The sequence below is a fragment of the Marinobacter shunpengi genome (genome assembly GCF_045449695.1).
Classification (GTDB): Bacteria; Pseudomonadota; Gammaproteobacteria; order Pseudomonadales; family Oleiphilaceae; genus Marinobacter.
In genome coordinates this window covers 590,273-616,147 of sequence record NZ_JBJJKZ010000005.1, presented here as the reverse complement: position 1 = coordinate 616,147, position 25,875 = coordinate 590,273, and the positions used below count along the sequence as shown (strand labels likewise).

The 25,875-nt window shown below is 54.8% G+C and carries 15 protein-coding genes; 10 read left to right on the top strand and 5 right to left on the bottom strand.

What is annotated here, in order from left to right; translation table 11 throughout:
* Positions 1 to 264: 264 nt before the first annotated feature.
* The 5 genes from ACJO2E_RS04690 to ACJO2E_RS04670 are packed head-to-tail and all read left to right on the top strand — an operon-like array spanning position 265 to position 16,490.
* Positions 265 to 5,517 carry a DEAD/DEAH box helicase gene (locus tag ACJO2E_RS04690; protein ID WP_406962295.1) on the top strand — a complete coding sequence of 1,751 codons (5,253 nt, stop codon included), beginning with the start codon at positions 265 to 267 and terminating at the stop codon, positions 5,515 to 5,517.
* Positions 5,514 to 8,372, top strand: coding sequence for a DUF8741 domain-containing protein (locus ACJO2E_RS04685; protein ID WP_406962293.1), 2,859 nt, complete (start codon positions 5,514 to 5,516; stop codon positions 8,370 to 8,372). Before ACJO2E_RS04690 ends, ACJO2E_RS04685 begins: the two co-directional genes overlap by 4 nt.
* Positions 8,369 to 12,607: an Eco57I restriction-modification methylase domain-containing protein gene (locus ACJO2E_RS04680; RefSeq protein ID WP_406962291.1), complete on the top strand. Its 4,239-nt coding sequence runs from the start codon at positions 8,369 to 8,371 to the stop codon at positions 12,605 to 12,607. Before ACJO2E_RS04685 ends, ACJO2E_RS04680 begins: the two co-directional genes overlap by 4 nt.
* Complete coding sequence (locus ACJO2E_RS04675) at positions 12,604 to 15,258, top strand: AAA family ATPase (protein WP_406962289.1); 2,655 nt, start codon at positions 12,604 to 12,606, stop codon at positions 15,256 to 15,258. Before ACJO2E_RS04680 ends, ACJO2E_RS04675 begins: the two co-directional genes overlap by 4 nt.
* Entirely contained in the window at positions 15,255 to 16,490 is a 1,236-nt protein-coding gene (locus tag ACJO2E_RS04670; protein WP_406962286.1) for an McrC family protein, read from the top strand. The genes ACJO2E_RS04675 and ACJO2E_RS04670 overlap by 4 nt, the downstream gene beginning before the upstream one ends.
* Before the next feature lie 85 nt (positions 16,491 to 16,575).
* On the opposite strand, the gene ACJO2E_RS04665 is transcribed toward ACJO2E_RS04670, so the two are convergent.
* Positions 16,576 to 17,757 carry a reverse transcriptase domain-containing protein gene (locus ACJO2E_RS04665; RefSeq protein WP_406962284.1) on the bottom strand — a complete coding sequence of 394 codons (1,182 nt, stop codon included), beginning with the start codon at positions 17,755 to 17,757 and terminating at the stop codon, positions 16,576 to 16,578.
* A gap of 92 nt (positions 17,758 to 17,849) precedes the next feature.
* On the bottom strand, positions 17,850 to 18,140 hold the full coding sequence (locus ACJO2E_RS04660; protein ID WP_406962282.1) for a hypothetical protein: 291 nt from the start codon (positions 18,138 to 18,140) through the stop codon (positions 17,850 to 17,852).
* A 674-nt stretch (positions 18,141 to 18,814) separates the two neighbouring features.
* Here ACJO2E_RS04660 and ACJO2E_RS04655 point away from each other — a divergent pair.
* The 4 genes from ACJO2E_RS04655 (at position 18,815) to ACJO2E_RS04640 (ending at position 21,540) form a co-directional block, all read left to right on the top strand.
* A complete protein-coding gene (locus ACJO2E_RS04655) occupies positions 18,815 to 18,931 on the top strand; it encodes an antitoxin Xre/MbcA/ParS toxin-binding domain-containing protein (protein ID WP_406962280.1) in 117 nt (38 codons plus the stop codon).
* A gap of 48 nt (positions 18,932 to 18,979) precedes the next feature.
* Positions 18,980 to 19,198, top strand: a complete 219-nt coding sequence (locus ACJO2E_RS04650; protein ID WP_406962277.1) for an antitoxin Xre/MbcA/ParS toxin-binding domain-containing protein — start codon at positions 18,980 to 18,982, stop codon at positions 19,196 to 19,198.
* 978 nt (positions 19,199 to 20,176) lie between these two features.
* Positions 20,177 to 21,166, top strand: coding sequence for an integrase domain-containing protein (locus tag ACJO2E_RS04645; protein ID WP_406962275.1), 990 nt, complete (start codon positions 20,177 to 20,179; stop codon positions 21,164 to 21,166).
* Positions 21,166 to 21,540 (top strand): hypothetical protein, encoded by a 375-nt coding sequence (locus tag ACJO2E_RS04640; RefSeq protein ID WP_406962274.1) that lies wholly within the window; start codon positions 21,166 to 21,168, stop codon positions 21,538 to 21,540. The genes ACJO2E_RS04645 and ACJO2E_RS04640 overlap by 1 nt, the downstream gene beginning before the upstream one ends.
* 764 nt (positions 21,541 to 22,304) lie before the next feature.
* Here the strand turns inward: ACJO2E_RS04640 and ACJO2E_RS04635 are convergent.
* Positions 22,305 to 23,561 carry a hypothetical protein gene (locus ACJO2E_RS04635; protein ID WP_406962272.1) on the bottom strand — a complete coding sequence of 419 codons (1,257 nt, stop codon included), beginning with the start codon at positions 23,559 to 23,561 and terminating at the stop codon, positions 22,305 to 22,307.
* A 165-nt stretch (positions 23,562 to 23,726) separates the two neighbouring features.
* Between ACJO2E_RS04635 and ACJO2E_RS04630 the strand changes: the two genes are divergently transcribed.
* Positions 23,727 to 24,080 carry a hypothetical protein gene (locus ACJO2E_RS04630; protein WP_406962271.1) on the top strand — a complete coding sequence of 118 codons (354 nt, stop codon included), beginning with the start codon at positions 23,727 to 23,729 and terminating at the stop codon, positions 24,078 to 24,080.
* A 22-nt stretch (positions 24,081 to 24,102) separates the two neighbouring features.
* Here ACJO2E_RS04630 and ACJO2E_RS04625 read toward each other — a convergent pair whose 3' ends face one another.
* Together ACJO2E_RS04625 and ACJO2E_RS04620 are read right to left on the bottom strand one after the other, a co-directional pair.
* Positions 24,103 to 24,270, bottom strand: coding sequence for a helix-turn-helix transcriptional regulator (locus ACJO2E_RS04625; RefSeq protein ID WP_273622940.1), 168 nt, complete (start codon positions 24,268 to 24,270; stop codon positions 24,103 to 24,105).
* Positions 24,271 to 24,376: 106 nt separating this feature from the next.
* A complete protein-coding gene (locus tag ACJO2E_RS04620) occupies positions 24,377 to 25,732 on the bottom strand; it encodes a tyrosine-type recombinase/integrase (RefSeq protein ID WP_406962269.1) in 1,356 nt (451 codons plus the stop codon).
* Between the last annotated feature and the right edge of the window lie 143 nt (positions 25,733 to 25,875).

Here is a 25,875-nt window from a genome sequence, read left to right as displayed (position 1 = left end):
CGTTAGGCCCAAGCTATGAAGAAGTCCCCGATGGTTCTCCCCTCCATAGCTTGAAGAAACGCCCGCATCACTTCTCACCTGCAACAACCTGCTGGTTCAGTGACTCTGAACTCGTTAGATAGGACAGTCATAATATGCCCTTGATCTATCCACGTTTTCTTATGAAAGTTTGATAGACTTCTGGGGACAATCTGAATCGCCCGATGCCAACAGTATTCTGCCTGCTGGGGCACTAATAACAAGACAAAGGAGGCGCCAAGCCTGATGGACGTTTTTGAATTCAGGGATAAGCTGGTCGGTGACTACCGGGACTTTACCCGCTCCTTTATTCAGCCCAAAGCTGAGGACATCTGCACCTTTCTCGACAGCGAATACGATGGCGGCCGTTACTGGCCCTCACCGCTTATTCAGATCAACCCGTCCTACGTCACCACAGGCACAGTCGATTCCCTGGCCTCCGAAGGCATCCTCACGCCCGTTACTGCCAACATTTTCCGATTCGGAAAGAGCCCCTCCTCCACTGGAGTACCCGCAACGCTCTACAAACACCAGCGAGAGGCTATTGATCGTTGCCAGCGGAGTGAGCCCTATGTTCTGACTACAGGTACCGGCTCTGGCAAATCGCTCTCCTACTTCATCCCTATGGTTGATGCGATCATCCGGGATAAGCAGGAAGACCCCACAGCACGAATCCGCGCTATCGTCATCTATCCGATGAACGCCCTGGCGAATAGCCAGAAGGAAGAACTAGAGAAATTCCTATCTGACTACTCCAATGACACCCGGCCTATCAGCTACGCCCGCTATACCGGTCAGGAAGATCAGGAAGAGCGGGAAAGAATCATGCAGAACCCGCCAGACATCATTTTGACCAACTACATGATGCTGGAACTGCTGATGACGCGGCAGAACGAGCGAGACAAGGCGGTTATCCGGCACTCCAATGGTCTGCAATTCCTTGTACTGGACGAACTACACACCTATCGAGGCCGCCAAGGCGCCGATGTTGCCATGCTTGTCCGTCGTGTACGAGAACGGATGAACCTAAACCTGATCTGCGTCGGCACATCCGCCACCATGGCAACCGATGGCACCCGGGAAGAGCGCCAGGCCAAAGTAGCTGAGGTCGCCTCCAAGATGTTTGGCCAGAAGGTGCCTGCCGCGAACATCATTGGCGAAACCTTGCAGCGACAAATTCCGGGTGACATGCCCGATAAAGGCGAACTTGCGACGGCTCTGCGACAACCGCTCCCGGCACAGATCGATTTCAACACATTACGCAAGCACCCTGTTGCCGCCTGGGTGGAACTAACTCTCGGCATCGTTAAAGAAGAAGGGATGTGGGTCCGGGCAAAACCAAAAAACCTCGAAGAAGCGGCAGATCTGCTCAGTGAGGCCTGTGGCCTTGAGCCCGAACACTGCCAGCGTTACCTGGCACAGTTCCTACTACTGGCCTATCGCACCAGAGATATAAACGACAAACCACTGTTCGCATTCCGCCTGCACCAGTTTATCTCTGGTGCAGGCGACCTGTACGCCACGCTCGAAGAGCCGGGTAAACGCCACCTCGATCTGCACGGCCAACGATACGTTCCCGGTGATCGCTCTCGCCGCTTCTATACCGTGCATTTCTGCCGTAGCTGCGGACAGGATTACTATCCAGTCTGGCATAAACAAAATGATGAAACCGGCGAGCTCGGATTCCAGCCCCGAGACATCAAGGAAACGTCTGCCGAGGAGGAAGACACCGGCCACGGCTTTGTCATGCTCGGCCACTGGAACGAAGAGGATTACCCGGAAACCTGGTTGGACTTTAAAAAAGATCCACCCAAAATTAAGGCTTACTATTCCAAGTTCCGCCCCCAGGAGATTCATGTCCTGCCCAGCGGCACCCAACACTTGGAAGGCGCTCGCGGGTACTATCTACCGGGCGGTTTCCGGTTCTGCCTGAACTGTGGCCAGGCGCACAGCTCCGGACGGGACTGGACCCGACTCGGCTCTTTATCAGCGGAAGGCCGGAGTTCTGCCACCACCACCCTCACCCTATCGTCACTGAGATATCTTCTGGGTGCCGATAATGAGCTGGCGGATGAAGCCAGAAAACTGCTCGGCTTCAGCGACAACCGCCAAGATGCCGCACTTCAGGCTGGCCATTTCAACGATTTTATGCAGATCCTGCTGGTTCGGGCCGGCGTTCTCGCCTCCCTTGAACAGCAGGATGGTGCCCTGTTGACCGACAGGGACCTCGCGCAGCACGTATTCAACGCTCTGGGTATGGACAGTAATGACCCAGCAATAAGGGCAGACTATCTCCAGAACCCAGACCAGCGCATCCCCCGGCTCAAGCGTGATGCCGAGGAAGCCATGCGTAATGTTCTTGGCTACCGGGCATACCACGATCTGCGTCGTGGCTGGCGGTTCACAGTGCCCAACCTCGAACAGTTAGGTTTGCTTGAAATAGCGTACGACGGACTGACAGAACTGACAGAAGACGACAGCGTTTGGGAAAAATCCCCCGATATGCTGGCAAAAGCAACGCCTGCAGCTCGTTATCAGGTGTGCAAGTTGGTACTGGATGTTATGCGCAAAAACTTGTGCATCCGCACCCGTTATCTCGACCACCTGCAGCACGAGCAGTGGGTAAACCTGGCCACCACCCACCTGACAGAGAAATGGCAGCTTGGCAGCGCAAGAGACATGGCCAAAGGTAGCCACGCCATTATCGGCCGCCGCCCGAAAGGTCGGGAATTCGATCTCGTTTCTATGGGCAGCCGGTCCCGGCTTGCTAAAGAGCTCAAAAAGCCGGGAATTTGGGGCAACGCCCCTTACGAACCCCTGAATGATAAAAACTGGCCGGCGCTCATTGAAGCACTTCTTCAGGCTATGGAAACCTACGGGCTGATTGAGGCCGAAGCCGTTGATAAAGAGCTCAACGGTTACCAATTGATTGGTGAAGTTCTGGTCTGGAAACGCGGCAGTGGAACGCCAGAGCGTGATCCACTAGCACCCGCCATAGCCAACAATCCCTATTTCACCGCTCTCTACCAGACCGTGGCTGACAGCCTCAAACACCAGCACCACAATTGGTTTCAGTTCCTGGCGCACGAACATACCGCGCAAGTTGACCCCGAAGACCGAGAAGACCGGGAGCGTGCATTCCGATCGGGTGAGCTGAGGGTTATGTTCTGCTCCCCGACCATGGAGCTGGGTGTAGACATAAGCTCTCTGAACACGGTCTATCTGCGGAACGTCCCGCCAACACCGGCGAACTACGCACAGCGAAGCGGCCGGGCTGGGCGCTCTGGGCAACCAGCATTGGTGGTCACCTACTGTGCGGCGCAAAGCCCACACGACCAGTATTTCTTCCGAGATCCAAAGCGCATGGTACACGGGCAAGTGACTCCGCCCATGCTGGATCTGGCAAATGAAGAACTCGTCAGCAGCCACCTGTTCGCCAGCTGGCTGTCCGAAACTGGCACACGCCTGCCTGCCGCTATCAACGAACTGATTGATGTCACCGCAGAGGGTATGCCGATCAGCGCAAACTATGCTGATTCACTGGCCAACGAAAAGGCCCTCGCCGGAGCCCAACAACGAGGCAAGCGGTTGATGCAGCTTCTCGGTGATGCGTTAGCGCCAGCGCAGGGGGTGTGGCTCAACAGCCAGGAACCGTTGGAAGTTGCCGCATCTGAATGGGCGGATAAACGCCTGCAACAGGCCATGGCAAGACTCAACGACTGCTTCACTCGTTGGCGCGATCTTTACAAATCCACGCTCAAACAGATTGAAGAAGCCAACCGTTTGATGACCAGCCCCGCCAGCAGCAAGCGGGAGCGTGATATTGCCAAAAGGCGCTGGGAAGAAGGCTCAATTCAGTTCAGCCTGCTTCAGGATAACAGCAAGCGACAATCGGATTTTGAAACCTATCGGTATCTCGCCGGCCAAGGCTTTCTGCCGGGCTACAACTTTCCCCGGTTGCCACTGGCGGCCTTCATCCCCGGCACCCGAACCAGTCGGCGGGAAAACCATAACCGTGTATTGTCACGGCCCCGGTTCCTGGCGATTTCGGAATTCGGTCCTCTCAGCCTGATCTACCACGAGGGCCAACAGTACAGGGTTAAACGGGTCATTCTAGGTGCCGTGGACCAGCAACAGGTGACAGAAGCCAAACTGCCTGAGCAGCAGGCCAGAATGTGTGGACATTGTGGTTACGGGCACTTCAACGAACAGCTTGACCTGGATCTGTGTGTCGCCTGCCAGACACCGCTGTCTGAAGGGAAAATGGTCCACAACCTTTTCCGCATCGAAAACGTGGCCACGCGCCCGGTAACCCGCATCACTTGCGACGAAGAAGAGCGCATGCGCCAGGGCTATGACCTTCGTACCACGCTCCAATACCCGGAAGAGAACGGCGTTCTAAAAGCAGTGCGCAGCAACATGCAGCAGGGCAATGATCCGCTCGCTGAGATGGAGTACGCTCAACAAGCCCACATCTGGCGCATAAACCTGGGCTGGAAGCGACGCAAAAACAAAGAAATTGACGGGTTCATGATCGACCCGCTCAACGGCACTTGGCTGAAAGACGATCAACAAGGTAGCAACGAAGACAACGAAGCCGACGAACCGGTAAATCAACGCCAGCGTATTTCGCCCTTTGTCACTGATCGGCGCAATGTCCTGGTAATCCGGCCAAGACTGGCCATGTCGCCTACCACAGCGGCTACACTGCAGTACGCGATCAAGCGCGGCATTGAACTCAACTTCCAACTGGAAGAAAGCGAGCTGATGGCAGAGCCCCTGCCAAACATGCAGGAGCGCAATGCACTGCTCTTTTATGAAGCTGCCGAAGGCGGTGCGGGGGTATTGACTCGCCTTGCCACAGAACCCTCGGCGTGGCGTCAGGTGGCTCAAACCGCCCTGGAGTTGATGCACTGGCGACGCCCGGATGACACAACGGCCTGGCACGAGTTGCCGTTAAGCCAATGGCAAGACACCAACACCAGCTGCGAGGCAGGCTGTTATCGCTGCATACTCAGCTACTTCAACCAGCCCGATCACGAAAACATGGACCGCCGGGACCCGGAGACCCTGGAATGGCTTGCCCAGCTAACAGAAATGACTCTGGAGACAGGCTCTGGCGGCAACCGGCCAGCGGATCAGGCAGCGCAACTCAAACGGGCCAGCGGAAGCAGTCTTGAACAAGCCTGGCTGGATGCGCTCCAGCACTACTCACTGCGCCAACCGGATGCGGCTCAGCCATACCTCAAAGAGTTCAATGTGCGCCCGGACTTCGCCTACCGTGACAGCCGGGCTCTGATTTTTGTAGACGGACCGCACCACGACCAAGAAGACCGCCGCATGATCGACCAGCAACAAACACGGGATCTTGAAGACGCCGGTTTCCTGGTGCTGCGCTTCCCCAAAGAAAGCAACAGCTGGCCCGCGCTGTTTGCGCGCCATCCGGACGTATTCGGCACCATAACTGAACCCGCCAACAGGGAGACTTCCGACTCATGAATGCACCAGCCACCTCACCCGCCTACAACCCGGGCAGCATTGTCAGGGCGCGAGACCGGGAGTGGGTTGTGCTACCGGAGTCTGCCGGTGATGACCTATACCTGAGGGCCCTCGGTAGCGGCGATGACGACCGCATCCGATTGCTTGCGGCACTTGAGCAGGTAGAGCAGGCACTCTTCCCCGCACCGCACCCAACGGATGCCCGTGAAGGCAACCAGCAGTCCGGTCAATTATTGCGCGACGCTATGCTGCTGAAGCTTCGGGCCGGTGCCGGCCCTTTCCGGGGCATTGGCAACCTGGCTTTCGAGCCGAGGGCCTACCAGCTGGTACCTCTGCTCATGGCACTCAAGCAAGAGATCGTGCGTCTGCTGATTGCCGACGACGTGGGTATTGGTAAAACCATCGAGGCTGGGCTGATTCTGCGCGAATTGATCGACCGCGGCGAGGTGAAAGGCTTTACCGTACTTTGTCCGCCCCACCTGTGCGAGCAATGGCAGGAGGAGCTGAGCGAAAAATTCCACCTGCGACCGGTGATTGTCAGCCGCCACACGGCTGCGCGGCTTGAGCGTGGCCTGTTGCAAAGTGAATCCCTGTTCCAACACTACCCTTACACGGTAGTCAGCCTGGACTACATAAAATCCAGTCGCCGCCGGGACGAGTTTCTAAGCAGCTGCCCAGATTTCGTGATCGTAGACGAAGCCCACACCTGCGCCCAAGGTAGCGGTCAGGGCCGTCACCAACGCTACGCTCTTCTCAAAGGGCTGGCTGAAAAGGCCACTCGCAACCTGCTCTTGCTGACAGCGACACCCCACAGTGGCGATGAGCAAGCCTTCCAGAACCTCCTCGGACTCCTCGATCCGGAATTTGCCACACTGACGCGCCTGGACGACAGCCGAAACCCCATTCGCAGGCGCCTTGCCAGGCACATGGTTCAGCGTCGCCGCCAGGACATTGCCGAATGGCAGGACAACACCCAGTTCCCAGACCGCGAGGTCGCTGAAACAGCCTACCGCATGCAGGGCGACTGGATGGGACTGTTCCAGGATGTCGTTAATTACGCGAGAGAGCTGGTAGACCGTGCCGAGAGCCTCGACCAATTCCAGCAGCGCCTGCACTGGTGGGCTGCACTGGCATTGCTGCGCTGCATATCGTCGTCACCTGCGGCGGCTGTTCGAACATTGCAGAACCGGATCGACCGCTCCGTCCAGCCAGAAGCGGACTCCGCAAAAGCCATCGACACACTGGACGAGCTGGGCAACCGCACCATTCTGGACAGCAGCGACGAAAGTCAGGACGACCTGGAACCCAGCGCCCAGATTGAGGACGTTCCGCTGCTGCAACAGCTGATTGCACGAGCCGCCAGCCTGCAAGGCCCAAAGGCAGACCCAAAACTGAAACAGCTGATCGCCAAGCTCAAACCCATGCTTGAGGATGGCTACCGGCCCGTCATCTTCTGCCGTTACATCCCCACGGCGCATTATGTTGCAGAGCACCTTGGCAAGGCATTCAAGGCGTACAACGTTCAGTGTGTCACCGGCGAGCTGCACCCAGCCGAGCGCGAAGAGCGTGTAGAGGCCCAGGCAAACGAAGAAGAGCCACCTATTCTCGTCGCCACCGACTGCCTGTCTGAGGGTATCAACCTGCAAGAGCACTTTGATGCCGTCATTCATTACGACCTGGCCTGGAACCCCACCCGCCATGAGCAGCGAGAAGGCCGTGTAGACCGGTTCGGGCAGCGCACTCCGGTAGTCAAAGCACTGATGATCTATGGCGACAACAACCCGGTAGATGGCGCGGTACTGCGAGTGATCATCCGTAAAGCCGAAGCTATCCGCAAAGCATTGGGGATCAGCGTGCCCATGCCCGAAGACGAAAACCGGGTGACTCAGGCGATCATGCAGACGGTACTGCTGACCCGGGGCCTGGACAGCGGTATGAGCCAGATGGGCCTGGGGCTAGAGGATGTCGAAACCCTGGACGACATCGAACAGCAAGTGGATGTGAGCTGGGAAAGCGCCCGGGACAAAGCCAAACGCAACCGCACCATCTTTGCCCAGCAAGCCATCCACCCGGAAGAAGTGCTGCCCGAATGGCAACGTATGCAGGAAGTACTGGGCAGCCAGGATGATGTGCAGCGCTTCATCACCAAGGCGTTGGCCACCTTGCGCGCCCCTCTCCAACCCTACCGGCAACACTACCGCATGAGCTGGACAGAACTGCCCACGGCTATCCGCGAAAGAATGGAAAGCCACGGTATCCGCCGCATGGATCAGATTAGCTTCTCCAGAGACAAGCTGCTGCGAGATGTGGCTTACATCCACCGCAGCCACCCACTGGTCACCGTGCTGGCGGATGAACTGGCAGAGCGCGCCCTTGAATCGGAAGACCTGCCCGCCGCAGACCGCCCCGCCCGCCGGGCCGGCGCCATCACCACCAGTCAAGTGGATCAACGCACCATCATTGCCCTGCTGCGTTTACGCACTAATCTGGTGGTAGAAAGAGAAGGCAATCGTCGGGAAATGCTGGCTGAAGAAGCCGTCACCGTGGTCATGGAGGGCAACCACGTCCCCCGGCAGCTCAGCACCGAGGAGGCGGTATCACTGTTTAACCTGGATGCAACCCAAAACACCGTACCCGATGTGCGGGAGCGCGCCGTTGGGCAGGCTCTGGAGCGTCTTCAGGAGCAACAACCAGCTCTGGATGACATTGCTCGTGGGCATGGCCAGCAACTCCTGCAGGATCACCGCCGAGTGCGGGATTCAGAACGGGATGGTCGCGGCACTTTTCAGGTTAACCCGCAGCTGCCAGCAGATATTCTGGGCGTGTATGTACTGATGCCAGAGGTAGCGTTTTGAGCAATACAAATAACACCCAAGCCAACCAGAACGGCATTTTTACTCTGGAGGGCGGCCTGCTGCCCGCCGACCTGTTCAACCAATTGGCCGGCCTTCAGCTGGAGGGACAAACCGCAACAGACTACAGTATTCCCCAAGGCCTAACTCTTCGGGATGAGATCGGCCGTTTCTGGCGCATCGCCCAGGCCAACTGGCAAAACTTTGACCAACAACGCCAGCGCAGTGACCTTTCCGACCCGACGACCACCGCGCAGCACTGGGTTCAGAGCCTGCTGACCCAGGTATTCGGCTTTAGCGATCTGCAGCCCTATTCCGAGCCGCAAATGATCGATGAGCGCGGCTTCCCAATTACCCATCATGCCTTCGACGGGCAGGTGCCTATGGTGGTCTGTGCACCGGCAGACAGAGCCCTGGATACCGCCGACCCTCGCTTTGGCCATGAAGGCCGCCGGCGCAGCCCCACTGGCCTTTTACAGGAATACCTGAACGCCAACGACCAGGCCCTTTGGGGGCTGGTAAGCGACGGCCAGCGGCTGCGCATCCTGCGCGACAACCCCTCCATGACGCGGCCAGCTTATGTGGAAGTGGATCTGGCCACCTGCTTTACCGAGGAGCAGCTGCCGGAATTCCGCATTCTATGGCTGCTGCTGCACGCCAGCCGCTTTCAGCCGGGCACCAATAACGAAGGCGAATTAGCCCCCAGCCAATGCTGGCTGGAGCAATGGCGCGCTGACGCGGAAGAACAGGGCGAGCGGCTGCTGGACAAACTGCGCGTGGGCGTCACCGAAGCTCTGAGTGCTCTGGGTAACGGCTTCCTTCGCCACCCGCAAAACGAGGAGCTCCGCCAACAGTTCGAGTCTCACGATCTGGATGCCCAAACGTACTATCAGGAACTGCTGCGCATGGTGTACCGCATGCTATTCCTGCTGCGTGCAGAAGCACGGGACCTGTTGCACCCAGAAGGCAGTGACCCACTGGCCCGGGAGCGTTACAGGGAAGGTTACAGTGTGGATGTTCTGCGCAGGGCCGCACGCAAGCCCCATCGGTTTGAGGCCCGCCACCACGATCTCTGGTTGACTTTACAAAACACCATTAACGGTCTGGCCACCGGTCAACCGCTACTAGCTCTACCTGCCCTAGGCGGCCTGTTTGGCAGCGATCAATGCCCCAACCTGGACAATGCACTGATCGACAACCAGTCCCTGCTGAAAGCCATCAAAGCCCTCACCTGGCACCCCAGCGAGACCAGCAACAGTCTGGTGGCCACCGACTATGCCAATATGGATGCCGAAGAGCTGGGCTCGGTGTACGAGGCCCTGCTGGAACTGGTGCCGGCCATCAACACTGTGCCTTGGCAGTTCAGCTTTATCGGACTGGATGAAAGCAACACCACCGCCGGCAACCTGCGTAAGCTTACCGGCTCCTACTACACGCCGGATGTGCTGGTGCGGTCGCTGATTGAGACCGCCCTCAAACCGGTGATTCATGAGCGCTTGGCCGATAACCCAGACGAACCTCGCCAGGCACTGATCGATCTGCGTGTGGTAGATCCGGCCTGTGGCTCCGGCCACTTTCTGCTGTCGGCCACCCGTACCCTAGCCCGGGAACTGGCGCAACTGGATGCCGAAGGTAGCGAACCGACGCCCGCCCAGTTCCAACATGCCCTGCGCGAGGTTGTACAACACTGCATATTCGGGGTAGATGTAAACCCCATGGCCGTTGAGCTTTGCCGCACCGCACTCTGGATGGAAGCGCTGGAACCCGGGAAACCGCTGACCTTCCTCGACAGCCACATCCAGTGTGGCAACGCCTTGGTAGGCGTTTATAACCCCGCCGTGCTGGAAACCGGTATACCAGACGATGCCTTTAAAGCCCTCGAAGGCGACGACAAGGCTCTGTTGAAAGGCCTGAAGAAAACGAATAAACAGCAGGCCCAAACCCTGGCCATTGATTTACGCATCAATGCTCAGCAGCTCGCCGCCGTGGAGGAGCTGCCGGAAGAATCCCTGGACGAGGTGCTGAACAAGCGCCAACAATGGCAAGCCGCCCAGCAAAGCCAGGAAGCCCGCCGCGCCCGACTGCTGGAAGATCTATGGACCGCTGCTTTCTTTGTGCCAAAGAACCAGCGCTACGCTAACCGCATTCCGGACAACGGTGCCCTGAAAGCCGCCCATCGGGGCGAACTTAGCCCGGAAGTGGAAGCCGAGGTGAGACTGCGTGCAGAACAGAACCGCTTTTTCCACTGGCCACTGCAATTCCCGGAAGTGTTTAACCGGGACAATGCAGGTTTTGACGTGGTATTGGGCAACCCGCCGTGGGAACGCATCAAGCTTCAGGAACAGGAGTTTTTCGCATCCCGATCGCCTGAAATCGCCACGGCACCGAATGCAGCAGCCCGCCGACGAATGATTCAGGCGTTGGAATCCAGTAGCAGCGAACATGATCAAGCCCTGCATCGAGATTTCTTCGAGGCTCGACATGCAGCAGAGGCAGCCAGTCAGTTCGTTCGCGGCAGCAGACGCTTTCCACTGACCGGTACCGGTGACGTTAATCTCTATGCCCTGTTTGCGGAGTTGGCATTGAACCTGACCGCCAGCCATGGCCGTGCCGGCATTATTGTGCCCACAGGCATTGCCACAGACGACAGCACAAAAGCGTATTTTGATGCGCTTTCTGCTGGTAAACGCTTGGCTAGCCTTTTCGATTTTGAGAACAGGGAGAAGCTTTTCAAATCCGTTGATAGCCGTATGAAGTTTGTCCTTCTGACCATTGCCGACCAGATCGACCAAGCCGACCTGATGTTCTTCTCCACTAGGATCGAGCACCTGGAAGATAAGGAGCGTCTGTTCCAGCTGTCTCCGGAAGACTTCGCCCTGATCAACCCCAACACCCGCACCTGCCCGGTATTTCGGGCAAAACGCGACGCTGAGCTGACTCGTAAGCTGTACCGCCAGGCGCCGGTGTTGATGCAGAAAAATCCCGAGACTAATCCTTGGAATATCAAGTTCCAGGCGATGTTCCATATGTCTGCAGACAGTGATCTATTCCATACTTATGAGCAACTGGACGATCAAGACGCAGAACTCGAAGGCAACCAATTCCACCTCGATGGCACCCGCTACCTGCCCCTGTACGAAGCCAAAATGGTGCACCAGTACGACCACCGCTTTGCCACCTACGAAATCGATGGCGAAACCACCCGCGACACCACCGTGGCCGAAAAACAGCTCCCTGACTTCGCCCCTCTTCCCCGGTATTGGGTGCAAGAGCGTGAGTTACTGCTTCGCACGGCCGATATGCCCCGCGCCGTGCTCGATGGCCTGAAAAAGCAGGATACAGCCAAGTTGGAGGAAAGCCTGCGCCAGTGGTTGGCGGGCCAACTTCTGGTCAGGGAGCAGTTTGAAGAAGCGTCCCAACTGCTCGGCACCCGGGTGACCAAACGCGGCACCACAGGCAACCTTTTCCGAACCGCCGAGTTCACCAAAGATGGTCTGGCGGCCCGTAAAATGGCTGAGGATCACATGATGACCGATGCGGAGCTTGTTGACTGGCTGACGGCATTTTCGGCAGAACAGGATTATGCTCTGCTGGTGGAAGATCGACTAGTGAATCGAAGCCCCAAATACCTGATCGGATGGCGGAGGAATGCCCGCTCCAATGACGAACGCACTTTAATTGCTGACTTGCTTCACCTAACCGCTGCTGGCGACAGCCTTTTCACTATGAAACCAAAGGCAACACCATCTAGCTACGCAGCTCTTTATGCATCGCTGGACTCGATTGTCACTGACTGGGTTGCCCGACAAAAGCTCGGTGGCGTCAACTTCAGCTTCTACTACATGGAACAGCTTCCGGTGCTCCCGCCAGAGGCTTACAGTGAAGTGGACTTGGAATACATCACCCCGCGCGTTCTTGAGCTGACCTATACCAGCCATGACCTTGCGCCCTTCGCCCGCGATCTGGGCTACGACGGCGAGCCATTTGGCTGGGAGCCAGACCGCCGCCACCAATTGCGCTGCGAACTGGATGCCTACTATTCCCGACTGTATGGCCTGACCCGGGACGAACTGCGCTACATCCTCGACCCGGCCGATGTGATGGGCCCGGATTATCCTTCCATCACCTTCCCTGGCCTCAAGCGCAAAGAAATCGCCGAGCACGGTGAATACCTCACCCAGCGCCGGGTACTGGAAGCCTTTGATCAACTCGTCGCAACCGAAGGAATTCCGTCATGAGCCAGTACAATTCCCGTCATGACATCAAGCCCCTGCTTGAAGCCGCCCAGCTCTGGAAGGACCAATGCCTGCTGGATGAAGGCCCGTTGCTGGGTGATGGCAAGTACTGGAGCAGTGACATGCTGGCCGAGCTGGATAAGCGCTTTATCCAGAACCCCCAGGAAGGCGATGAAAGCTACTTCGACAAACTGGCGCTTCAGCTGACGGATGCCTCCCCCGAGGCTATAAAACTGATGGCGGAGCTGAACTGGTTATTGCTGCTGTTCTCCACCAACATCAAGCCCGGCACCAAGCGAGAGCTGGTACGCAATATCTGGGAGTTATCCGGCGATGCGCTACCAGAAAGCTGGCTACTGGAAGACACCACCCTCTCGGGCGCAGGGAGTACCGGAACCGGCTACAACACTTTGCGGTGGCGTGAGTTGGTGTTCCTGATTGAAGTGATGAAAGCTTTAAAGGCAATGGCACCGGAAGCGCAACGCCAAACCCTGGAGACACCCTGGTCCTTTGCGGACTGGCTGGAAAACATTCCAGATGCCAAAGCAAGACAGTTCCGCCACATCATCTGTTTCCTGCTCTTCCCCGATCACTTTGAGTCGATATCGGTAGGCAATGACAAGAGAAAAATAGCCTGGGTGCTCGGAGAACTGCCCAAAGACCGAGTGAAGGCAATGATCAATCGGGAAGTGGATGAAACCCTGTTGGAGATACGCAAACGGCTTGAAACGCAGGAGGAACAATACGTTGATTTCTACGCCTCACCATGGATCGACTACTGGCGCCCGACACCGCGGGTTTGGTTAATGGCCTGGAACCCGGAGAACTGGAATTGGAAAACCTTTCAGGATGACCGGCTACGGGTTGCCCGAGGGGAGAACGTTACCCTTCCCTGGCGAACTACATCCAAACAGCTGAGAGAGGGCGACACCGCCTATCTGGTGAAGCTAGGTGAGGAGCCTAAAGGGCTAGTAGCCCGTGGCACCGTAACCAGTGAACCCTATGAAGATGCCCATTACGACCCTGATTTGGCGGATAAAGGCGAGAAAGCGCTGTATGTGGACATCACACTGACTGATCTGCGCGACCCAAAGGCAGAACCCTACATCAGCCTTGCCGACTTGAAAGCTGGCACTGTAGATAGCCAGAACTGGACTCCGCAAGGCTCTGGTATTGAAATCAAACCCAGGTCTGCGAAATTGGTAGCGGGCCTCTGGAGCAAGTTGCCGCCTGTAAAGGTGGTGCAGGCCAATCAGCCTACGTCTCGGCAACAGGCCATCAATATCAGAAAACCAGTGAATCAGATTTTCTACGGCCCTCCCGGCACTGGCAAAACCCATCATTGGCGTAATCACATCCAGCCAAAATACGAACGGGCCGCAAGCCAGGTTTCGACGGGAGAGTGGCTGGAAGAGCAGTTGGCCAATACCTCCTGGTGGGAGACCGTGGCGCTGTCGCTGGCAGACCTTACCCAGAAGGGGACGAGTGCAACGGTCAACGAACTGTTGCTCCACCCTTACTTTAAAGCAAAGACACGGGTGCAGGGCCGTGTTGGCAGCAGCAACCTCCGGGCCCAGTGCTGGGCCGCGCTGCAGAGCCACACGGTGATGGAATCGGAAACCGTGAATTACTCCCCGGATAAGCGCCAACCTCCGCTCATTTTTGACAAGAAACCCGGAGGCCAATGGATCTTTGCGGGTGACTGGGAGGAGGCCGGGGAAGGTCTTCGCGATCAACTGAAAAAACTGCAGTTTGGGCCTCAAAATGAGGAAAGCCGGATCAAGCGCCACCTGACAGTGACCTTTCACCAGTCCTACAGTTACGAGGACTTTGTGGAAGGCATCCGGCCGCAAACCACTGCCGAGGGCGGTATCAGCTATGAAGTACGGGATGGCCTTTTCAAAGCTTTCTGCAACAGGGCTCGGCAAGACCCGAACCAACGCTACGCTTTGTTCATCGATGAAATCAACCGGGGCAACATATCCCGCATCTTTGGTGAGCTGATCACCCTGATCGAGGCCGACAAACGGGCCTGGTGGGACGAGGAGGGCCAGCTTGTGGACGGCATGGAGATCACCCTGCCCTATTCTGGTGAGCGCTTCGGTGTGCCGAAGAACTTGGACATCTACGCTACCATGAACACCGCCGACCGTTCGATTGCCCTGATGGATGCCGCATTACGCCGGCGCTTCCGCTTTATCGAGCTGATGCCGGAGCCCAGGCAGATTACCGGCAACCAAGGCGACGGTTACATACCCGATGGTGAAGGTGGCTTGCTGAGCCTGCGCGATCTGCTGAATGCCATTAACCTGCGGCTGCGTTATCTGTTGCATCGCGATCAGACCTTCGGGCATGCCTACTTTATGGAAGTGAAGGATATCGACAGCCTGCGCAACGCCATGGTCTACGATATCATCCCTATGCTGGCGGAATACTTTTACGACGACTGGCAGCAGATTCGCCAGGTGCTGGCTGACGATACCGCACCGGCGGAGCATCAGATTATTACCCGCAAGATTCTGGACCCCGGCCAGCTGTTTGCCGGCGCAGATATGGATCTGCCAGAAAAACCTGACTTCCGGGTGAAGCAGCCGGGCGAGATTACGCCGGATGCCCTGCGCAAAATCTATGACTCGCTGGAAACGCAGGGATGAAACAGGTCAGTGCCTTTGAGCACGGATGGCTGAGTATTGGCAACGACGGTGAATTAACAGCACCTGAGGCTGATGCACTGGCTGCCGGGGAGAACGTGCTACCCAAAAATTGCCTTGAGTGGGGCCGGAACCGGGTCAAATTCCGGCAGTTCTGTGGCGTGGTGCAGATTCGGCAAGTGCTACAGATTGAGATTTTGCCCAAGGTATTTCCCCATCAGACACCGGAGCAGCAGCGCACAACGCTGATTGAAATGCTGGATACCGCCGGCGACATCGAGGGGCTAAGTGCCCAGCAAGCGGGCCTGGGCACCAGTAAACATCGACTGCTGGACGTGTTTATTCGCCACTTCCTGAAATTGCTCGAAGTGCAGCTGCAGCAAGGCCTGCTTCGGGACTACCGGGATGTGGAAGACACGCTCGACCAAGTGCGGGGCCGGATCGACCTAATCCGCCAGCAGCGAGAGAACCTGTTCAAGCCCCAACGCCTGGCTTGCCGCTTCAATGAGCTGGTGGTGGATATTCCTGTGAACCGGCTTTTGCACACCGCCCTGCTCTGCATGACCAATCTGGCAAGCTCGCCCATGCTTCGCCAACACATTCAAAGCATGCGAATGCGCTTTGGCGGTATAGGCGTAATTCACAAAGGCGATCACCTGCCCCGCTCCGATGACCTGAACCGGATGCAGCGCCGCTATGGGAGCGTGGTGGAACTGGCCCGATTGTTTATCAACGGCCAGTACCTGGACGCCCGAGCCGGCCAGCAGCAGGTTTACAGCCTGCTGTTCGACATGAATCAGCTTTTCGAGCGCTTTGTGGCCGCTAAGCTTCGGCCTACCGCCCGAAAGATGGGCCTGCGCCTGATGGAACAAGGCCCTCGCAAATACCTGGGAGATGACAGCACCGACAAAGGCCGACTACTGATGCGCCCAGACATAAGCTTGCTGAATGCACAGAACCGATTGATAGCCATCCTGGATACGAAGTGGAAACTGCTGGATTCCGGCAACCCCCTCGCCTCCCTATCCGCCGCAGACTTATATCAGCTCAGCACTTACGCCAGCGCCTATCGGTGTGATCAGGTGATGCTACTGTACCCGGAGCAGGCAGGATTTCGGGGGGAGTACCGGATGACATTAAACCTGGAAAAGCCCGTGATGCTTGCCGTGTTAGCGGTGCGATTGCATGGGAAAAGCTTTTCACTGCCGCCGCAGATCGGAGTGGAACTTGCTTAGATCGCAGAGCTAGAGGCAATTTTCTATTCCTTATTGGCCACCGACACGACCAATAATCATTACTATCTTTCCTTCCATTAATTACCTACTTTAGGCCAAGAAATTCATGCTGCTTTTTGTTTAAATCATCCACTTTTACTCCTAGCCCTTCCTTAAGGATATCATTAATTGTCCTATTTTTATTTGCGACTAATTTATCTTTAATGCTTTGGCTATTCGCGCAGAGATCGTACGCTTGACAATATCCAGAAATCATCAGGTCTAGTCGCTTTTCCAGGCTGAACAATTTCACGTTATTTTTCAGACAGAAATCTATATTTCTGAAATCCAGTATATTAGAAACGAGTTTCCGCAATTTCCTATTAGATAGCTCCAAACGATAACCATGAGATTCATATTTGACGCAGTCGATTCCGAGAAATTCGACAGATTGATCCGGATTAAAAATATCAGATTTTTCCGTACTTATTGATAAACCGATCTCCTTCAAGCAGTTGACCACTTCATTAACCGCCCTATCTGCGTCACCCATTGAGCTGCATAGAACTACAAAGTCATCCGCATACCTAATTATCTTATAACCCTTTTTTTGGACGAATACATCGAATTCATCGAGATACAAATTTGCAAGAAAGGGAGACAGAGGCATCCCCTGTCGAATACCAACTCCTTTTTTCAAGCCTTTTTTATAAGCCTTCTTTAGATCTCCTTCGGTACGAAATGCAGACTCACAATCGATCACATCGTGGATCAATGAAACAACTGAACGAAACTTTAGTTTCTTATTCACACGTCCAATCAATTCGTTTCTTGGTATTGTGTCGAAAAAAGACTGGAGATCTACTTTTACTACGTAAGGATAGTGAAACCTAAGATCAGCAAACTTGCTTACGGCCTGCTTAACTGTTTTACCACGCAGAAAACCATAATTTGAGCTAGATTTGAAGATAGGCTTTTCTGAAAGGAAATCTAGAACTGCGCCTTGCACGATTCTGTCTCGAACCGTTGGGATATTAATAATCCGGAAGCCACCATTATCTTTAGGAATGGTGAACGCGAGAAGCTCGCAGAATTTATAACGTCGATTTAATAGATCTTGTCTAATCGCATAAATATTGGCATCTACATTTGAGCTAAACTTCTCAACTGAGATTTCATCGACACCGGATACTTCTCGCTTTGAACGAACTGCACGCGAGTTGATCTTCTTCCAAGATTTATATAGTTGCGCTTGGCTAGCAATGGTGTGAAGAGCTGACTTTCCCATGCGTCATTTTCACCACTGTTATGGACGATTTATTAGGTGGGAGTCTCTCTTGTCGGCTTGATCCTTGAATCCCCCGCAAACCGATTGAGAAGTCAACTGCCCTGAGTCACAGCCTCACAGACATCGTGATTGAGCGACCAAGCGCCTGCGCATCGGTGATTATCATCACTTGCGCCAGTGTGCCAAAGCGTTCTTTCCAACTCAAGCGAATCAAACCCAGGATCGGAAATGATTATCATTTGCCAATCGATATCACTACAGCCAGCCTCTGGCACCGAACTTGTCGTGAAAGATACAGCAAAAAGCATCAGAACCCCGGCCAAAGCCGATAAAACCGTGGACAAGAATTCTAGCGCCGCTCGTTTGGATTCGAGAACCTTCACCGAGCCACCTCCGCACTTTGGCCTGTGCTGAAAAAGAACCTCATCGGCTTCCCGGATCTTTCGGGGGATAAGAAGCCAATGTCCTGGCACACTGCCCTGAGTCACAGCCTCACAGACATCGTGATTGAGCGACCAAGCGCCTGCGCATCGGTGATTATCATCACTTGCGCCAGTCCGCCAAAGCGTTCTTTCCAACTCAAGCAGTGCAGAGAGGTTGCAGCTGCGATGAGCACATCTTCAATATATAGACTGCTCCCAGGGTGGTCAACACCATATGTAGGAACAAGTCCACTCTGACACCACTCAGGAAGAGGCCGTCCATCGGGTAGGAAATGGTAAACTTGCCACCGTTGCTAACCCTAAGGCGCTCTAAGAAAGCACGAAAATCATCGAACACGAGATACGATAAGTCATGTGCTGTGGGAAATCGGACCATTACCATACTGATCGGGGAGAAATGCCAACAAAGACAGTCTAGCGGGCCGCTAGAGAGCTTCAGCTCACGCCCGCACACTATGCTGTGCTCTGGGTGTTGACGTAACAAACCCGAACTGCGTTTATGCAACGGAGGCAGGTGCCCCAATAGATCCGCACAGCGAGGCCGGGATCAAGGCGCTACAGTTAATCCAAATCCATCAGCGGCTCCATGCTCAAACCGGAAAGACCGTGCCGCAATGTCTCCTTGGATGAAGACAGAGAACCGGCAGCTCGGTTCGCGGCCAATCGATTCGGTAACGACAACTGAAGGCCTTGGCCAGATCACAGCCTATCTGGGATCATTGACGTTGTGATCGGCGTGAGCATTCCACTGATACACTACGAACATTTGGAGCGAGGAGATGGACAACCAACCAAAAACCATTGATGCCCTCCGCGAAGATGTCGTCACCGCTGCGGTGGAGCTATTCGAGGGTGATCGACGGGCCGCAGACGCTTGGCTGAGTCAACCCTTACGCGCAATCGGCAACGAGGCACCTTTGGTATACATGGATTCGCCAGAGAAAATACAGGCTGTTAAGGACGTCGTCGGTCGATTGGAGCATGGCGTTTGGACATGAGTATCTGCCGATCGACGTGAAGCGACGTCATATCAGGAATCAGTGTACCGGTGGTGTACCCACACTGTACCTGGAGTGCACCTAAGCCCTCGGCGATAGCGAGTCGAAAACTCGTACAATTTTGCTGAATTCAGCCGGGGGTTCACCACAGGTGCACTAGCGGTACACCTGACCTGCTCCCCTTTTCCTTGATCCTCTTTACACCCAAGTACCGGTCGCTGCCCTCCTCCCCGCAACCCGGTGTTATTACAGTAAATGAGCGTTTTGACGAGTGGACAATCCTGGGCTCAGTTTCGATAATGGTTGCTCTTTCCAGGCAATGCCTGGCCGTGTAGCTGGCACGGTTATGTAAACAGCAAGTACTTTACCGTCGAACCTCGACCGGTATCCTCGGGGCAAACGCCTCACCCGAATGTGCCTTTGAGCACGCCAGCGAACAGCTTTTTCGCTAACCCCACCGCCAGCAATGGCTTCCTCGTCTTTACTAGCGACAAATGAACGTTAGAGAGATGACTGAAATGATGTTTATTTTCTCCATAATTTCAATATTTTAAGCCGGATTCCCGGACTAGAACTTGTCGATAACCCTGACTAAAACCGGTTTCGAGCAGATCCGTTCTACCAGTGCGTCATCACTGGCTCGCTCGATTAGACTCGTTCGCCCCATCGCCGCAAATTACTTGACGGCAACCAGCCTTGCATCGTCGCACTGACACCGCGACAACCGCTCCCCCATCGCCCTGCCATGTGGCAGTCGTACCGCGTAACACGGTTCGCATTGGTTAAAACGTGCTTCTACAGCAGCACAACGGATGTTCCACCTGACCAGGAGACTCAACATGGTTTTGTATCTGAGTGCGGATTAGGGGGCGGAGCATCGGCGAGGGGACCTGGCTTTGCCCCGAAACCCGCATGGTTTGCCTCGCGCCAGCTGTAAAAATCAACCAAATTCCATATATTTATAGAGTTCTAAAAGACATGAAAGGTAAGAAAAAGATTCCCAGGCACCGCAAGCAAAATTACGGCTTCGGAAAGATGTTGGCGTTCGCAATGAAAATGGCGCTCGATATTTTCTTTGGTCAGCATGACCACTACGGAACCAGGCGGTCGCACAAAATCCGGATCAGGATTTTTGCCGAATTCTGCCGGCGTAATGACGTTCGCGATGCACGAGCTATTGATCATGAAATCGTCACCGCTTATGGGGAGTACCTGCGACACAGACTGAAAGAGCCCTATGAGTGGCCTGACGGCAAGACTGATAAGTGCGTGTCCATTAACTACGCTCACAACCTGATTTCCACAGTCAACACAACCCTATTCGCAATGCGAGGAAACGATGAACTCAAGTTGTCTGCTCGCAAGGCATTGGGCGTGGCACGATCCAATGTGAGGAAAACGGAGATCGAGGCCGATATCGCTGATTCACGCACTGCCGCAGATCGCATGATTGCCAAAGGACTAGGGCGTGGTGCGGCGGTCGTTTTACTCGCTCGGGCATTCGGGATGCGAGTGCAGGAGGCAGTCTTGCAGGACCTGGATCGCATGCGAAGAGAGATCGAAAAAACCGGGAGCGCCGCAATCCTTGAAGGGACTAAAGGGGGCCGCAAGTGCCGATCAAGAACTATCAAAGCGGGCACATTCCAGCGCGAAGCCCTGCAGTTTGCGCTATCTGTCCGGCCCACAGAATCGCGGTGCTTGCTGTCGACGACAGACAACGTGATTCAATTCTATAGAACAATTCTTAATCGCTGCAGGCGAATTCTGCGCGAAGGCGGCATCCCCAGTTATCGCGAGCTCCGGGCCGGATTCGCCCAGCAGGTCTATGAGGATATTGTTCGAGGTCCATCGCCACTTCGGGGACCTATTCGTGACCGAGTTCTGGACCGAATAGCACGAGAAGAAGTTGCTCGGCAGCTTGGGCACGCCCGGTTCCAGGTGGCATCGTCGTACATAGGGGGTTACTGATGGACATCCGCGAACTGACAGATCGTATTCGGTGGGCGGAGAAGACTTCTGACACCACCAAAAAGCGCACGATCAATCGGATTCAGGCGATGGCAGATGCCATCGAGACTCAATTTCCAGAGGTTCGTCGGCCCAATCAAATCCTGCTCAAGCATTGCAAATTTATCCGCTACGCATGGTTTGATAATGAGGGACTGGCACCCGCGACCATGGCTGATTACATCCGTGCGATGAGATTGATGGTTACTGCCAGGGGCAAAGACCAGCATTGGTTCGGGCCGCTGCGGCTTGTCCAGAACCGACAGCAAGGTGGCCGGCCGACAAAGTCTCGGGTTACTAGATCTAAGGCAAGGAATATTAGACCGAGATTCTGAGGCAATTGAAGTGGGCCCAGAAGTTCGGACAGGTGCCACAGCCTGGATTCATTCACACTGCGATGAACAACGACAGAAAGGCCCTGAACCAGAGCGGCCCCAATGTTCGAAAATTCACACGCCGAGCCCCCTCCCGGCCCCGGTTCAGATTTCCGATGATCGTAAACAGGCAATGAGAAAACTCATTGCCTGAAATATACGAAACCACAATCTGAACTGGAGTACCCAATGAAGCTGACATTCGACAGTTGCATCAGCAAACGAACTGGTGAACCACTGGCAGCTTACGAATCTGAATATGAAGCATGGAGTTCTTCCGACCACGCGAGCTTGTTCTACGGTCAGGACTTCACGTATTACCAATGCCAGCGATGCCAGCACTGGCATCTAACCCCCAAGCAACGATACACGCCGAGTAAGCCGTGCGAGTTCTGCACCGATGGCTCTGGAGATACCAAGGAAATTTATTCAACCAAGAAAGGAGCAGTGGCTCGGGCAGAAATCATTGGCCGTGAGAGTCACATTCATTTGCGGGTATATGAATGCCCGTACCAAACGGGTTGGCATCTGACTAAACAGTAGTGCCTGACGATGAGAACCCTTAAAACGCACTCAAGAACTGGAGTAGATTCCCATGTCAAAAGGTAAAGGTAGCTCTCGTCCCGCCAACGGTCATCCGGGCGGCAACTGGCCAAGCACAACCGGCCGGCCATCTGGAGGAGGCCGAGGTAACGCCCCTTCCAAGGGTAAGTAGCTATGCAAGATCAGGCCGCTGAAATGTCGGCGGCCTGTTTCTGATAGTGGCTCCAGTATTTGCTGTAGAACCCGATCGCGTTGAAACGTTGAAGATCTGGATGCGCACTGAAAATTGAGGAAAGGGTCGCTTCTTCTTCATCGATCAATCGACCCCATGCCAGCGCAACCTGAGCTTTCATCCACGCCAGATAATGGTCTGAGTCGTGGCCGGCACAGAGCCTGGCAATGAATGTTTCGAAATCCGATAAATCGGGAATCGTGCCTTTGCGCCAGCGCTTCAGCTTTCCGTACCTATGATCCGCCGGGGTCTCAAATGCACGAGAAGCAAACTCTTCCTCAGAGCAGTCTCCGGGTAAAGGCAAGTAGCTGGCCATTCGTCTATAGCTGAAGTCACAACCATTGAGCGCTGACAATCGATATTTCCAAACCTCAAATAGCCGAATTAGGGGTCTGTCCTTTTCAGACGGAGCTTCCTGAGCCGGTGATCGGGGAGCAATATCTCCCACAAATCCCTGATCGACCAACTGTTGTTTGTGCGTTTCATACGCCCCATGCGCAACAAGATAGTCGGCCACATCCAAAGCCAACTCACAGAGCAGCGTGTAGTAGAAATCAATTCGCAGTTGGTGGTTAACCAAGTGCAGTATGCTCTTTCCCTTGCGCCACTCTGCGCTTTCGGGATTTCTGACTGTGTGGTCGATCTCGGCGATCAAGGAGATGAGTTCCGGATCCACCAGGGTGTGCTCCCTCAAGAACTCTTGACCCCGTCGAATCCAGACGGCGGGGTCATCATGCTGTTTATTCGGCTGTCGGCTGGTCTCCTGTTTGACCCAGTCGAGAAAAGCCTTCTCCTGGGCCATCCGCTGCTCAAGAAAGCTGGCAACCCTAGATCCTTTGAGGGCCGAGCCAATTTTCGACTTGTCAGCACCCGCCAGCGCAGCTACCCACGAGGACCCATTGTTCTTCAATTGGAGGCCGTTCCAGGGCTCCACTGCAGCTTCGATTGATTCCAGGAATTGCTTGTCGGGAATACTTGCTTGCCAGACGCGTTGAATTTTCATCGCGGCGCCCCGTGTTACGGGTTGGCTTTCAGCTTTCTTCAAAGTGGTACGGTGCGGTGCTTTGACCCCGGCAGTGTTCGCCATTGTCTCCACCAGCCTAGGGAAGGAGCCCGAATCGCCGAGCGCGATTTTAAGAAAATCCGAAACATGAGGCAGAAAAAACACGTCAAGGGGCGGGAGCGTCACCATGATTTCATTCTTCATACATCCCTCAGTACAGCAGAGGCACCGGAAACCTCAGAATTTTCTGACGTTGCCACAATTGATCATATTTCGAAAGGCTCGTGGCCATCATTCCTCAGTAGTCTTTGAAGTGTCGATCAAATGACGCTGCCAGTATCAACAAACTAAATCCTGGGGAGCAAGCGCATGAAAACCGGAATTCAGAATACCAAGAGCTTCTCTTACCTGCTGGCGCTTGCCAGGGGTGCCTATGCAGGCAATATGGACGCAACCAAGAATTTGGCGCGCCAGCTTCGCCATGCGTCGAACGCCAAAGCGGTACTACGCCAACTGAAACAGCAACTGCACCAGGACCAAATTAAACGGGAGAAGATGGCACTGAACCGTCGCGCTGAGCAAGAGAGAAAACATCGTGATCGCTTTCCACCAACACACCCGCTGTTCCGGAAAAGCAGAGCCACCGGAGGCCGGAAGAATCATGATGCAATGAAAAGAGCGGTATTGTGTGGCGGGTTCGAAACGAACAGAACCCGCCATTAGCCACGATGTTGATGCAGAGCCCTTAACTGCCAAGGCCCTCTTCATAGGCTTGCAGGTCAGTCTCTCGCCACCGAGCAGTCTTGGGGGCGAGTTTGACCGGTTTCGGAAAGCGCCCTTCACGAATCCAACGCCAGATGGACTTGGGAGAAACGCCGTAACGATTGCTGACTTCTTTGATGCTGTAAAACACGTTATGTACCTCATTCCGATTAATTGGTACTCAATAAGTTAATCGGTAACAAGGGTCGGTTGGCGCGTGTAATTGCTAGAAAACTGCAGAAACTCAGGATTTATGGTTAATAATCCTCTTGCCGGCGTTTCCGTGGCAACTTTCCTGTGTATGCATACCTGGCGTAGGCGTTGAGCAATTGCAGGCGACGATCCAAGATCTGTTCGCTCAGATACGCTGCGCGGGTCTCGTCGCTGTCCAGATGCGCCAAACTGAGCTCGGAGACCACATCATCAAAATCTGTCTTGGCCGCGGCAAAATTTTTGAAACAGCTTCTCATTCCATGTGCACACGCGATCTTGTTATACCGAGGGTCCATAAATCCTTTGCCGCCAGCCTTCAAAGACTCTTGATGAACTGCCTTCACAGTGTTGTTCAGCGCGTTCTCGCTGATCTGCGCTTTTTCTTTGTAACCCGGAAATACGTATCGTCCGGACCGAGGCATGCTCCGGAGGATTTCTATTGCCCTTGGCACCAAAGGCACCACGTGGAGCTCATTCGGGTTCCTATTCTTCATTTTCGAGCCTGGAATCGTCCAAGTTCCCTCGTCGAGATTGATTTCCGGCCATTCAGCAAATTGAACCTCTGTCGGTCTAGCGATAGTCAGTATTTGAAATTCCAATGCACGGGCGGGCGTCGTGTCTCGCTCTAGCAGGAATTTCATAAACTCAGGCAAGTCATGATGCCGCATCGCAGGCTTATGCCTCGTGTGGTGGATACGCTTTGCCGGTGGCAGCCAGCCATCCAGATTGTCGTCCCAATCTGCAACGTTCTTCCCGGAAACCAGGTTGCGAGACGCCGCCAGCTTCCAGACTTGGGCGATAGTCTGACGAATTCTGGTGGCCGTTGGTGTTTGGGTGGTCCAAAGCGGATTCAGAACTCGTACGATGTCCTCAACGGTGAGGTCGCCGATTTGGGTATCACCAATCTCCCCCAGACATCGATCAATCGACTTCCGTAAGCGGTTTCGCTGCCGCTGCGGGTTTTTGCCGCGAAAAGTCACCTCTTTAATCTTGTAATATTCCTCCGCGAGCTCTCCGAAGGTGACTTGTTTCCGCTGACGCTCACGGTCTCTGGCCTTTCGCTCTTGATTCTGCTCAACAGGATCTACGCCATTGCGGATTTCCTCCTTTTTCTGGCGGGCCTGCTCTCGCGCCTCTCCTAGGCCCACATCGGGATAGCCTCCCAGGCCAATCTCGCGACGACGGAGGCCCACCGTCGTGACCAGAAGCCAAGAGCGTGAGCCGATTTCCTGTCCAGCCGCTGGCGGACGACATTGCAAAACTAGACCGTCTACCCCACCCACCCTGTGATAAGCAACACAAGGCTCTCCGGCTTTTCGCGTTTTACTGTCCTTTTTCACTACCCCATGGCGGAGGTTGCGAACTTGGGCAGGCCCCATTTCAGGCACTTTTTTTGGCATCGTTTAGCTCCACACCTCAATCTACCCATCATCCTACCCCTCAAAACACCTGTCGCAAGATGGGTGAATGTGTCCATAAACGATACCACCAAAAACTCATCTAGCAATACTTTTTGTTTTATTACAGTATCTTAGTTACCAGC